A 13,510-nucleotide genomic window follows, 5' to 3' on the forward strand; every position below is an offset into this window, starting at 1 on the left:
TCTCGTCGCGGCAAAAAGCGGAATCAGTCGTTCCGCAGCTTGACGCCCATTTCCGCGAGCTTGTCGCGAATTTCGTTCAGCGAGGTGACGCCGAAGTTTTTGGCTGACAGCAGTTCGTCCGGAGTGCGGCTGGCGAGTTCGCCCACGGTGGCAATTCCAAGGCGGGTCATGCACTTGCGACTGCGGACCGAGAGATTGAGCTCGGAGACCGGCAGCGACAGCTTAGCCTGCTCTTCGGGAGACAGGTCGCGAGTGTCGAACGAAGGCTCGCGGGCCTTCTCGTGCATGAACTGACCAATGGTCAGCGAGTGCAGCCGCATCAGCTCCCGCACTTCCGTCAGCGATGTCTCGCCGAAGTTCTTGCCGGAGAGGAGCTCCTGTTCGCTGATGCGGGTCAGGTCGCCCAGGGTTTCGATTCCCATCGTCGCCAGACAGTTCCGGCTGCGAACGGAAAGTTCGAAATCGGTGACCGGGCGGCTGAGCAGCTGTTCCAGCCGCTGCTGCTGCTTCAGCGAGTCTTCATCGTAGTACATGTCGCTCGTGGCTTCGATGTCCTTCATGTACAGCAAGGCACGAGCGTTGGTCGGATCGAACTTCAGAATCCGTTCAAAACAGTATTGTGCGGCCGCATAGTTTTCCCGGTCTTCATAGAGCAGACCCAGATTCAGCAGTGCCCCTTCGTAAAACGGAGGACGGGAGAGGCAGCGTTCGTACAACTGCACGGCTTCTTCATCATCTCCATGCCGGCTGTTCTGCACCGCCAGTGCAAACAGGGCCCGCTGGTGATGTGGATCCATATCGACGGCACGTTCGAAGTATTCAATCGCTCCGAAGGTATCGCCCCGATCGGCCAGAATACACCCCATCTGATAGGAGTATTCCGCGAGCCGCGCCCCTTCCGCACCGGTGCTGCGAATCAGCTTTTCGGCTTCTTCCAGCTGGCCGAGTTTTCGCAGGCTTCCAGCCTTGCGAAGCGTCGACTCTGTCGGGTTATAGCCAGCCTTCGCAGCCGCCTCGAATTCGCGGGCCGCCTCTTCGTACCGCCCTAATGACTGCAAGGACTGTGCGAGATAGAACCGACCGATTCCTTCCTTGCAGCCGGTCAGAGCCTTCTCAGCCTTTTCGGGCTGACCGAGGAAGAAGAGCCCGATCCCGGCACGTGAATTCAGTGAGGGATTGCTTTCCGCTTCCTGGTTGAGCTGCTCGACCGCTCGACGGAATTCCGAAGCCCCTGCACCAATCGCAGCGGAGAGCATGTTACGCATCTCTTCCTGGGAAATATTGGGCGCATCGCGAAGGGTGGCGAGAAAATTATAGTTCTGCATGGGCTGCAAAAGTTCCGTCAATAAAGAATGAAGGCCTCCTGTTGGCAAACAGGAAGCATCCGCGAACCAGCCAGTTTAACAGGAGTTGCGTTCAGATCAAATGACGGGTTTTCAATGTCCGGTGAGAGACCGCACAGAGATCGGCAACTGCCGATGCGACCACTGCGATCTCCACCGCATTTCCCCCCTCAGCGGCGACGAGGCGTTGCATTCGGGAAACAAAGGTTGAGAGAAGAACACATCACCAGTCCACCGGAACTGGACACACCGCCTAGGCCACAGCGGCATCCACAAACAACACAAGGCAATAGACTCTTTAGATTTACAACAGGACTAGGCAGTACATGAACCCTTCTCGAATTCCCCCGTGGCCTCCAAGCGGGCAATCGCGACACCTCGGCACCCGGTTTGCCTTCAGGGTCTCAGTGGGGTCGGCAACCACTGAGGCTGCCCCGGGCCGACTGTTACTTCGTATGGGATACGTTGCAAGTGAACTTACGCGATCTCGCTGATCTCACCATTCTCGTGTGCTGGCATGGTACGGAAGCCTCCAGCCCGCTCCATCACGCCGCTCCCGGCATCGCCACCGAGTTCTGGAAATACTCCAGATTCCTGGAACATTCGTACCATAAGACATTTTCCGCCAGCCACTTACACGCTCGCACCCACACTCCCACAGACCTGATCGAAGAACTCTTCGTGGTCGGAACGTACCTTGAGACCCTTGCCGCCTGCCTGGAGGTCGCCGAGCGGCGTGACCCTCGCACTCCTCTCCCGGAGGGGGAAACCTCACTCCGGGAGCGAATTCAGCAAGCGTGGGGTGGCCTGCTGATCACCTGCCGCCAGCAACTCTTATCCGTACCGACGTTGTTGAAGTTTCAGCGATTGGAGCGCCGATTTGATGAGTGGAAGGGGATGATTGTCGGACGAGTCCTCAATCCCCGGAACGGCACCGTTGCGGAATCAGCCTCGGGGCGGGGGCCGGAAGACGAATTTCAGCGGTCGGCACACTATGAAGGGTTCCTGTTGACCCTGGAGCTGGCGGCCTATCGGCGGATGATTTCGAATCAATCATTGCAGCACCCGGTCCGCGAGGCGGTCTACGCCCAACTGTCGCGGCTGGGGTTGTCACTGATTTCACCTCGAGCGTTTGACGGACAAGGGCTGCTGCGCAGCCGACTCCATCGACGCATCGAGGAAGGATGTGTCGCAGAACGAGCCGCCCGGCCCGGATCGGGGTGCCAACTGATCAAAACGCGTTGAAGCGATGCAGTCCGAAACAGGAGAACGTTCCAGCATTGTCTGGACTCCCCCTGAAAGCGTGGGTACAACCGCAGAAAGCGGACGAACGTTGCGGGGAATTCACGTTGTCCGCCTGGCCGATTCCACCTACGATTTCCAGACGGGGTTGAATCAATAGGGGGTCGCGGGACCGTGGCAGAGCAGCCTGAAGTACTGGTATTTGGCGTCGAGGAGGAGACACTGTCTCCTGTGCTCGCGGGTTTGAAGAGCAGTTGCAAACTGACGCCGGCCGAGTCGCTGGGCGATGCTCTCGAGAAACTCAAGGGGACCTCCCCTCCCGGTCTCTGTCTGGTCGGCAACGACGCTGCCAGCGCCGGCTTTCTCCTCGAAGCGGCGGGAGTGCTGGAAAAGTTTCCCGAAGCGATCGTGCTGATGAACGAGCACGAGGAGATCATCTGGTCGAACGAGATGGCGGAAAAAGTCCTCGGCCTGGCCGACAACTGCGGCTGTCCGAAAATGTTCGATATCTGGGCCGGTGCTGAAATCATCGGCCCCAATTTTTGCCCGTTCAACACCGTGCTCGCCACCAACGCCCAGGTGAAGACCCGCATCCGGGTGAACGACAAAACCTTCTACGACCTGACAGTCAATCCGGTTGCCACGCCGGCTGTGAACGGCGAAACCCTGCTGCTGGCGACCTTGCGGGACACCTCTGAAGAAACGCTGCAGCAGCAGAAGCTGAACGCGATTTATCAGGCCGGGCTGGCGCTGGGAGACCTGCAGCCGGAAGACGTGCTGGACCTCTCCACTCACGACCGGATCGAACTGCTGAAGTCCAAGCTGCAGCATTACACACAGGATCTGCTGGAATTCGAGACCGTCGAAATCCGGATTGTCGATCAGGAGTCGGGCCGCCTCACTCCCTTGCTGGCCATTGGCATGGATCCCACCGCCGAACAGCGGGAACTGCGGGTCAATGCCGAAGGAAACGGAGTCACCGGCTTCGTGGCAGCCACCGGGCGCAGCTACCTCTGTGAAGACACCACCAAAGACCCGCTGTATCTGGTCGGAGCCACCGGAGCACGCAGCTCACTGACCGTACCGCTCACGCGACACGATCAGGTACTCGGCACCTTCAACGTGGAGAGCTTCAAGCCCGGCGCATTTTCACAGACCGACCTCCAGTTCCTCGAACTGTTCTGCCGCGAAGTCGCGGTCGCCCTGAATACGCTCGATCTGCTGATCGCGGAGAAAGCCACCACGGTTGAAGAGAGCACGCAGCGCATGCTCTGCGAAGTCGCCGACCCCGTCGACGACATTCTGAACGACACCTCGTGGATTTACGAAAAGTACGGCGATCAGGATCCGCAGGTCCGAGAACGGCTGAAGCGGATTCTGCAACACACACAGGATATCCGCGAACTGATTCGCCAGTGCGGTTCCTCCATTTACACAGAATCGGGAAGCCAGTTCGTCCGCAAATCGACACACCCCAACATCGCCGGCAAACGGGTGCTGGTGGTCGATCGCGAGCGGGAAATCCGCCATAGCGCCCACGAAATTCTGGAACGGTTCGATGTCGTTGTGGAAACGGCACGCGACGGAGAGCAGGCATTGCGGATGGCCCGCACCTTCCACTACGACGTTGTGATCTGTGACATCAAACCGGCGGATATGAGCGGTTCGGAACTCTACCGTCGACTGCGAGAAACCCACGAGCATGTGCCGATCGTGCTCATGACCGGCTTCGGCTATGACGGCGAGCATACGCTCGTGAAAGCACGCCAGCTCGGACTGAAAACGGTGCTCTATAAACCGTTCATCCTGAACCAGCTGCTGAAAGCCATTGAAGATTCGGTCACACCCACCGCAGCCTGAACGGACCCGACGTCGTGAATCCTGTCGCTGCGGCATCAGAGGCGACGGCCCCTGATCCGGCCCCTGTGCCGATTGGTCACGACGACCTTCTGCTGAACTCTGTTCGCCTGACAGTCGAAAGTTCTCTATGAGCCTTTTGCCCTTCGCACAAAAACTGTTTCAGAGTGCCGAAGAGCCGATTGGAGAATCCGGGAAAGAGCTTCCGTCCCAGACGGTGGTCTGTGCAGAACAACCGTTGTCGAGGGAACTGGAAGAGCTTCTGCAGCAACACGTCCCTCAGTTTCAGCAGTCAGAACGGAAGGTGGCAATTCTCCCCTGTGGTCCGGCAGGTCGGCTGCAGTGGGAACGACTCCCCTGGCCTCTCGCCCGGCTCTGTGCCTCACCGACGCAAGACGCCCTGGTGCTGGTCCAGGCGAAAGTTTGGGAGAGTCTTCCGGCATCTCAGTCGTTGTGGCAGTACGTGCTCCGCCTCCCGGACGCAGAAATTCAGATCCTGTCGGCAGCCCCTCAGGAACTCTCCCAGCCGCGACGCCCCGAGCTGGCCCCTCGCCCCCGCCGTCTTCCCGACTGGCTGCGGAGCAGCATGGAATCGTTCTCTCCCAAGGTATCATCGGCTGTCGAGGAAACAGCCCTCTGGGCCGGGATTTATCAGGTCCACGATCAGCTCGATCGCAGCCACAGCTTTTCCCAGTCCATCGAAGGTGAAGGACTTCACCATGCGGGTGATTACTGGCATGCCATCATGCATCGGCGCGAACCCGATTACAGCAATTCGAAGTACTGGTTCCGTCATGTCGGCCAGCACCCGCAGTTCGCCGAACTCGCGGAACTGGCGTCGGACGTTCTGATGAAATCCAGTGCCGCCGAAGTCCGTGACTGGCAATCGCGGCTCTGCAGACGAACGTGGCAACCCACCGAGTTTGTCGACCTCTGCCAGCAGGCGGCCCGACAGGCAGGATCCCCACTCGCTGCGGCTGCACGGGAAATCCAGTGGCAGGAAATGTTGCTGCTGCTGAAGTCAACCTGGGATGACGCCACAGGCTGACCCCTCGCACCGGTCGCCACGCGGAACAAGACCACTGCCCCGCGCAAATTTCTTGACTCGCTCGGTCCAGAAGATCGTCAGTCGCTCGCTGACTAACGGGGAACGCGCCTCAAGGGTATCGATTTTGCACAGTCGATCTCTGCACTCGCGCGATCGCCAATCAGCTTTGCAGTAGACATGACACGCTGCTCTGCGCATGCGGACTGACGTGATGGGTCGCATCGCAATCCCAGACGCTTGAGCAGACGTGGTGCGTGTTCGGCAAAGTTTTGCAACACGCGTTTAAGAGACGTTGTTAATGTGGAGTGAGAGGCCTATCGAGAGAGTCTTAGCACAACGGCTGATCGTCGGGCGCCCACGCTGATCGTTCAATGCCCAAGAATCCTCCGAAGGCCGCTCACGTGGAAAACTCTCAAGAGACGCTGGCAGGCGAGTCCCACTCGTCCCAGCGCCTGACAAGTAGGGAGCGAAACTGATGAATGTCACATCGCTGGAAAGTCTACCCGTCTGGCTGGATCGTGAACCGACCCATTTCCCAGCCCTCGAGAATCCCGCAAATTATGACGTTGCAATTATCGGCGGTGGGATCACCGGTCTAACCGCTGCCTATCTGATCAAGCAGACGGGAAAGCGGGTGGCGGTCTTTGAGAAGTCAAAGATTTGTCGGGGAGACACAGGGCATACGACCGCGCACCTGGTCTACTTCACCGATCGCCCGATCACGATGTTGGCACAAACGTTCGGCGAAGAAACGGCCAAAACGGTCTGGGAAGGGGGCCGGGCGGCCATTGATCTCATTGAAGAGATTGTTCACCGCGAACAGATTGACTGCGGATTTCAACGGGTGCCGGGCTATTTACATAGCTCGCTCTTCACCCCCCGCGATGATCGCTCCCGACTGCAGGAGGAGGCAGCCCTCGCCAGCAAACTCGGATTCCAGGCGGTCTATCGAGAGCAAATTCCGCTGGGGAATGCCCCCGGCGTGGAGTTCACGAATCAGGGACTGTTCGACCCGGTCGCCTACCTCCGCACGTTGGCGGATCGCGTCTGCGGGGATGGGTCGCAGGTCTACGAACAGAGCGAAATGACCGAAGCGAAGGATGACCGTCCAACGCTGCGGGTCAACGGACATGAAGTTCAGATTAACCATCTGATCATCGCGACACATGTTCCGTTAACAGGACTCAACGGACTGATTTCCGCGATGTCATTACAATCAAAGCTGTTTAGCTATTCCACTTATGCGGTGGGGGGGCCGATTCCCAAAGGGACGTTGCCCTATGGAAGCTATAACGATACCGACGACCCCTACCATTATCTGCGCATCACCCCTCAGAACGGAATGGATTACGCAATCCTGGGGGGAGAAGACCACAAAACCGGAAAGACACGAGATATCGAGACCCGTTATGCACGGCTGGAGCTCAAGCTGAGAAAGCTGATCCCCGATGCAACCATTGATCATCGCTGGTCCGGTCAGGTTGTCGAGACGAACGATGGGTTACCGTATATCGGGCCATCCAATCCCCACCAGTTCATTGCGTCGGGATTCAGCGGAAACGGAATGACTTACGGGACGCTCTCCGCCATGATGGCTCGCGACTGGACCCTGGGAGCGGAGAACCAGTGGGCTTCGATCTTCCGCCTGAGTCGTAAAAAAGTCTGGGGGGGCCTCTGGGACTATTTGAAAGAGAACAAGGATTACCCTTATGAGCTGATTAAGGGATATTGGACCACTCCTGAAGGGGAAGAGCTGGCGGCTCTCGAACCGGGCGAAGGGAAGGTGCTGAAAGTTGACGGCCAGAGGCGAGCGGTGTACCGCGCTCCGGACGGAAAAATCCAGAGCTGCTCAGCCATCTGCACTCATATGGGGTGTGTCGTCAACTGGAACCCGGGGGAACAGACTTGGGATTGCCCCTGCCACGGCTCCCGCTTCAGTACCGACGGTCAGGTCATCGCCGGTCCAGCGGAGACACCTCTCGCCAGGGATGAGAACTCAGAACACCTTTCGCATAACCATTCCTGAGAGATTCGGCGGTCGCGTCTTCTGAAACACCGGCATTCACCCCCAGTCGAGTACGAGGCAATCATGGGACGACCTGTCTGGTCAGGCCAAATCTCCTTTGGGCTCGTGAATATTCCAGTGGCCATTCACGGCGCGGAACGTCGGTCCGACTTGAGCTTTAAGCTGATCGACAGCCGCAACTCCGCGCGGGTCCGCTATGAACGGGTGAATGAAGAGACCGGAAAAGAAGTGCCGTGGAGCTCCATTGTCAAAGGCTTCGAGTACGACAAGGGAAGTTACGTCCTGCTCACGGAGAAAGATCTCGAGTCTGCTGCGGTCGAAATGACGAAGACCATCGAGATTGAAACCTTTGTGGATCCGGAAGAAATCGAGAGCGTTTATTTCGATCGTCCCTATTTCATTATTCCTGGAAAGGGAGCGGAGAAAGGCTATGTCCTGCTGCGGGAAGCGATGGAGAAATCGGGACGTGTCGGTATCGCCAAAGTCGTCATCCGGACACGCCAGTACCTTTCTGCCGTCATCCCGGATGGCAATGCCCTGCTGCTGGAGTTGCTGCGATTTCCGCAGGAAGTTGTCTCTGCCAGTGAGTTCAACTTTCCCGGTCGGGACCTTAAGAAGCTGAAGATCTCTCCGAAAGAAATTGATCTCGCCAGGCAATTGATCGAAGGAATGAGTTCCCCCTGGAATCCGGACGACTATCACGATGAGTACCGTTCGGCCTTAATGGAAATGATCGACCGGCGAATCAAGGCGGGAAAGACGGAGTTGATTGAAGACGAGGAGGAGCCCGAGGAACAGGCGCGGACACCCCGGACGATTAACTTCATGGATGTCCTCAAGCAGAGCGTTGAGAAGACGACTCCCCGCAAAAAGAAGAAAGCAGCTGCCAAACGCCGGCCAGCCAAGCGTAAGCGGGTCAGTTGATTTTCAGACAACGGTGGAGTCCGCACATTCCTTTCCCGCGCAACAGGCTCGATGTCCTCAGCTCCCGGCGAATTCCGAGTACTCGAGCAGGTTGCTGTTTCCTGTGCCTGCGCCACAAGCGCCTCGTGTGATGAGATGCTCATTGCCGCGTGGCGGGGACAGGCTCACTAAAAGTGAAGATGCCTAATGCCTCATTGATCACAGGCGCGTGGATGAATCTCACCTCTTATCGCAAGAAACGAAACTTCCGCAAAACCCCCGAACCCAAAACCGGTCGGGGGGTCGCGCCCAAAGGCCGGCTGCTCTATGTCATTCAGAAGCATGCTGCCAGTCATCTGCATTATGACTTTCGGCTGGAACTGGGAGGCACATTAAAAAGCTGGGCGGTCCCGAAAGGTCCTTCGCTGGACCCGGAGCACAAACAACTGGCTGTGCATGTGGAGGACCATCCTGTCAGCTACGGTGACTTCGAAGGGACAATTCCGCAGGGAGAATATGGCGGCGGAACAGTGATGGTCTGGGATCAGGGAGCCTGGGAACCCCACGGAGACCCGGAGGAGGGTTATCGAAAGGGACACCTCAGCTTCACGCTTCGGGGAACAAAGCTGACCGGCGACTGGAGCCTTGTAGCGATGCATGGCAAGGCGGGTGAGAACCGAAAGAACTGGCTGCTGATCAAGAAAAAGGACGATTCCGCCCGCCCGAAGAAGGAATACAACATCCTTGAGGCAGAGCCGGACAGTGTGTTGACACATCGGGGACTGGAGGAGATCTCGCAGGACTCCGGTCGGGTCTGGAAATCCAGTCGTGTCAGAGCGAAAACAGGAGACACTCCCCCTCGCCCGGCTCCGGTGAAAACGAAGGGGACCCGAAACAAGGGGGCTGTCCCCTTCCCCGGCGAACTGAAAGAGAGCGTGAAACGGAAGCAGCCCCAAGCGCTGCGACCACAGCTGGCCACGCTGGTCTCCTCCGCCCCCAGCGGAGACGATTGGCTGCATGAGATGAAATTCGATGGCTATCGTCTGCTGGCCTTCCTGAGCGGAAACAAGGTTCAGCTCATCACGCGCAACGGGAACGACTGGACCAATCAGTTTCCGTCGGTGCGGGAGGCGCTCCGTCAGCTCGACCTGAAGGAGGGAATTCTCGACGGGGAAGTCGTCCTGCTCCGGGAGAATGGTGTCCCGGACTTTCAACGTCTGCAGAACGCGATCAAATCCGGCCGCGCGGAAGATTTTCACTACTACGTTTTCGACCTTCCCTACTGCGAGGGCTATGACCTGCGAAAAGTTCCGCTTGTGGAGCGCAAGCGCCTTCTGGAACAGATCATTACCCGGCAGTTTCCGGATAATGACGGGGCAATCCGCTATAGCGAACACCTTCTTGGTCAGGGAGCCGAGTTTGCGACGCAGTCCTGTCTCCACGATCTGGAGGGAATCGTCTCCAAAAGAGTCGACAGCCCGTACGAATCCGGACGAACCCGAACATGGGTGAAAACAAAGTGTCATCGGCGACAGGAGTTTGTGATCGGTGGGTTCACCCGGCCCCAGGGATCACGCAGCGGCTTCGGAGCGTTGCTCCTCGGTTACTTTGAGAACGGGAAGCTGAGGTATTGTGGCCGTGTTGGAACCGGTTTCACGCAACAGTCGCTGAAGGATCTGGAGAAGCGATTGTCTGCCCACCGGACGCGACAGTGCCCCTTCACCACTCGTCCCCCCGCGAGCCGGGATGTGGAGTCTTGGGTGGAGCCGGTGCTCGTCGCGGAAGTCGAATTCTCGGAATGGACCGACGAACAACAGCTCCGGCATCCCTCTTTCAAAGGACTCCGGCAGGACAAGCCCGCCACGGCGATCACGAAAGAAGAACCGCAATCGATCGGGACTCAGCGCGAGCGTCCCCGCGCCCGAACAGAACCTGGAAAAAGGACCGGTGATTCCCGCATGTCCTCCAACACCGCATCCCGGGCCCCCGTGCAGGTGGAGGGGGTCACGATTACCCATCCGGAGAGGATTGTTTACCCCTCGACCGAAATCACCAAACAGGATCTGGCGGAGTTTTATTCGGACATCTCAGAGTGGATCCTCCCGCACGTTGTCGGTCGTCCTCTGTCGCTGGTCCGTTGTCCCGGTGGTCAGGCGGAACAGTGCTTCTATCAAAAGCACTTTGATGGAGAACTTCCGGCTGGTCTTCGATCAATCGCCATCAAGGAGAAGTCCAAAACAGAACCCTATGTCATGATCACGAAGTCGAAAGGTCTGATCGCGCTGATTCAGCAGGGAGTGCTGGAGTTTCACCCCTGGGGGGCTCGGGGGGACCAGATTGAGCGTCCCGACCGAATCGTTTTTGACCTCGATCCCGGCGAGGGAACGGAATGGAAACAGATCGTGGAGGGGGTCAAAGAAGTTCGCAGCCGACTTGAGTCGTTGAAACTCACATCGTTCCTCAGAACTTCCGGTGGCAAGGGGCTGCATGTTGTGGTGCCGCTCGTCCGCCGGTCCAGCTGGGAGGACGCCAAGGAGTTTGCTCGTCTGCTCGCCAGTTCGATGGCTCAAGACTCCCCTCGCCTGTACACCGCCGAAATGAGCAAAGCCCGCAGAAAAGGACGCATCTTCGTCGACTATCTTCGCAACGGTCGGGGAGCGACCGCGATTGCATCCTATTCGACCAGAGCGCGACCGGGTGCTCCGGTCGCCACGCCGCTGCGCTGGGATGAACTTGTCGAATCCCTGCGACCCGATGCGTACACGGTGCTCAATCTGCGTCAACGGCTCGCCTCCCTGAAGAGTGACCCGTGGGAAGGTTTCTTCGAGCTGCGGCAGAGCCTGACCCGTCAGATGCTGGAGGGCCACAAACCTTCCTAGATCGCGGAGATTCTGTCACGGAACGCCGGACACCCGTAGCGATTTTCTAACGCACTCCCTCGACAGGGGAGCTGTGGCTTCAATTCAGGAGGACCATGCATGCAAAAGATGTTCGAGGGCCAGGTGGTGTTTATCACCGGGGGAAGTTCCGGGATCGGAAAGGAGACGGCCGCCGCGTTTGCCCAGGCAGGCGCCTGTGTCGCCATTTGCGGACGATCCACGGATGAACTCAATCAAGTCGCTGAAGAACTGGAAGATGACTGCGACCTCCTCACGCTGACCCTGGACGTCAGTCACGAGAACGAGATGCAGGCCGGCGTCGACAAGATCATGAAGCGCTGGGGCCGGCTGGACTTTGTGTTCGCCAATGCCGGGATCAACGGAGTCTGGGCTCCGATTGATGACCTGACCGCCGAAGAATGGGACCAGACTGTGAACGTCAACCTGCGCGGGACGTTCCTGACAATCAGATCTTGTACGCCGCACCTGAGACGCCAGGGAGGAGCGATCACGATTAACGCCTCGGTCAATGGCACCCGCATGTTCAGCAACACGGGAGCCACAGCCTACGCAGCCACAAAAGCGGCCCAGGTCGCCCTGGGCAAGATGCTGGCCGTGGAACTCGCCGGTGACGGAATTCGGGTCAACATCATCTGCCCGGGAGCCATCCAGACAGAGATTGAGGAATCCACCGAACGAAGAAATCTGCAGAAATTTGAACGCCGGGTGGAGTTCCCCGAGGGAGCTGTCCCGTTAACAAACGGGGCTCCCGGAACAGCAGCAGAAGTGGCGGACCTCGTCTTGTTCCTGAGTTCGCCGCGGGCACGGCACATCACCGGGACCGAGATCTGGATCGACGGAGCGCAATCGCTATTACAAGGTTGACCCGAGCCACCTCATTTTAGAAGCGGCGGATCGTCAGCACGATCTCAAGGAAAGAATGTGCGCTCAACACCCGATCGCCAGGAAATGCAAATGGGCTGCAACCCACACCAGCGGAGTAGGCAATAGGTGTTCGCGTCAAACACCTTCCCTGCATATGTGCCCTGTCATGCAGTGTCGGGGGGCATCAAGAATTCCGCCTGCACAGACCGACTCCCCGAAGAGATCGACCGACAATGCCAGCGAGTGCTGCCCTGCGACGAATCGGGCGGGCCTGCTACAGGCCAGCCCGATCCACAACAGGGGCCATCCAGCTCAGACTTGTTCTTCTTCAACCGGAGCCAAAGCAGCCTCGTTCACCGTCACCGAAATTTCAGAGAGCTTTTTATCAGCTGCTTCTTCTTCCCCCATAATCTGCTTCAGCAGCTTCAGGGCCTGCGTATGCCCCAGCGCCCTGGCCCATGTACAAAGGGTTCCATAGGTCGCGATTTCATAGTGCTCGACCTTCTGAGCGGCTGCGATGATCAACGCATCGAGAACTTCAGGGGCAGCGTCTTCCTCCAGAATGGAAGAGCCTTCTTCCAGTATCCCTTCCATGGCCTCGCATTTCTTGGACCTCGGCTTGAGGTCAATCGACTCGAAGACCGCTTCGACCCGCTCCACGTGGGTTTTCGTTTCTTCCAGATGGAATTCGAGTGCCTCCCGCAGCTGATCGCTGGTCGCCCCCTTCGCCATCTTGGGAAGCGCTCTGAGAAGTTGCTTCTCAGCACTCAGGACATCGCGAAGTTCATCAACGAAAGCATCTTCTAAAGAATTTAGAGGCATCGTGGCTTCTCCATTTCAGCAGGTGAAAAGGTGGTGTCAGCATCAACAACTGGGCGATGCATTTTCTGTGCCACGGGAAGAACCTCGAAGACTCGCCGCTGACGGTCTCCTCACGGACTGACATCGAACAAATTTCGCGGAGGCAACTGCGCGACGAATGGCTGATCGCCCGTCAAATCGCAGCGTCGCTCCGTCAGGCGAACTCTGAGCACAGAGCGGGAAGAAGACGCCCACCCCAGGCGGTGTCTGGGACGCAGCCGCAGAGGAATGACCACCAGACTGAACTGCGTGGTGAGTGGTTGGAGACGACTCCTGCATCTGCTTCTGACGGCTGGCCAACGAGGAGATGCTCCTCAGGCACAGGGGCTGCTGAATCAGGGGTCTCCCGGAGCGACCGATTAATCAGTCAACTCGATGTCCTTGACGATCGGCCCGGAATCGGGCGGAATGGAAGCGGTCAATTCACTTGTGCTAGACATGGAATATCGCTTGGGGATCGCCCATT

General features: G+C 58.0%; 10 protein-coding genes. 8 read left to right on the top strand and 2 right to left on the bottom strand.

Annotated elements, in window-relative coordinates:
* Positions 1 to 23: 23 nt before the first annotated feature.
* Entirely contained in the window at positions 24 to 1,325 is a 1,302-nt protein-coding gene (locus tag SH664x_RS16900; protein ID WP_437202877.1) for a tetratricopeptide repeat protein, read from the bottom strand.
* Positions 1,326 to 1,814: 489 nt separating this feature from the next.
* Here SH664x_RS16900 and SH664x_RS16905 point away from each other — a divergent pair, with 489 nt between their 5' ends.
* From SH664x_RS16905 to SH664x_RS16935, 7 genes are all read left to right on the top strand, one after another.
* Positions 1,815 to 2,588: a hypothetical protein gene (locus SH664x_RS16905; protein WP_437202879.1), complete on the top strand. Its 774-nt coding sequence runs from the start codon at positions 1,815 to 1,817 to the stop codon at positions 2,586 to 2,588.
* A gap of 171 nt (positions 2,589 to 2,759) precedes the next feature.
* Entirely contained in the window at positions 2,760 to 4,445 is a 1,686-nt protein-coding gene (locus SH664x_RS16910) for a response regulator (RefSeq protein WP_437202881.1), read from the top strand.
* Between the two features lie 127 nt (positions 4,446 to 4,572).
* A complete protein-coding gene (locus tag SH664x_RS16915) occupies positions 4,573 to 5,490 on the top strand; it encodes a hypothetical protein (RefSeq protein WP_437202883.1) in 918 nt (305 codons plus the stop codon).
* A 475-nt stretch (positions 5,491 to 5,965) separates the two neighbouring features.
* Entirely contained in the window at positions 5,966 to 7,516 is a 1,551-nt protein-coding gene (locus SH664x_RS16920) for an FAD-dependent oxidoreductase (RefSeq protein ID WP_437202885.1), read from the top strand.
* Between the two features lie 63 nt (positions 7,517 to 7,579).
* Positions 7,580 to 8,440, top strand: coding sequence for a Ku protein (locus tag SH664x_RS16925; protein ID WP_437202887.1), 861 nt, complete (start codon positions 7,580 to 7,582; stop codon positions 8,438 to 8,440).
* 212 nt (positions 8,441 to 8,652) lie between these two features.
* Positions 8,653 to 11,298, top strand: coding sequence for a DNA ligase D (gene ligD, locus SH664x_RS16930; RefSeq protein WP_437202889.1), 2,646 nt, complete (start codon positions 8,653 to 8,655; stop codon positions 11,296 to 11,298).
* 99 nt (positions 11,299 to 11,397) lie between these two features.
* Complete coding sequence (locus SH664x_RS16935; RefSeq protein WP_437202891.1) at positions 11,398 to 12,183, top strand: SDR family oxidoreductase; 786 nt, start codon at positions 11,398 to 11,400, stop codon at positions 12,181 to 12,183.
* A 312-nt stretch (positions 12,184 to 12,495) separates the two neighbouring features.
* On the opposite strand, the gene SH664x_RS16940 is transcribed toward SH664x_RS16935, so the two are convergent.
* Positions 12,496 to 13,005 (bottom strand): ferritin-like domain-containing protein, encoded by a 510-nt coding sequence (locus tag SH664x_RS16940; RefSeq protein WP_437202893.1) that lies wholly within the window; start codon positions 13,003 to 13,005, stop codon positions 12,496 to 12,498.
* A gap of 267 nt (positions 13,006 to 13,272) precedes the next feature.
* Between SH664x_RS16940 and SH664x_RS16945 the strand changes: the two genes are divergently transcribed.
* Positions 13,273 to 13,407, top strand: a complete 135-nt coding sequence (locus tag SH664x_RS16945; RefSeq protein WP_437202895.1) for a hypothetical protein — start codon at positions 13,273 to 13,275, stop codon at positions 13,405 to 13,407.
* Positions 13,408 to 13,510 lie beyond the last annotated feature (103 nt).

Origin of the sequence: Planctomicrobium aquicomposti (assembly GCF_051466325.1) — a bacterium.
Classification (GTDB): domain Bacteria; phylum Planctomycetota; class Planctomycetia; order Planctomycetales; family Planctomycetaceae; genus Planctomicrobium.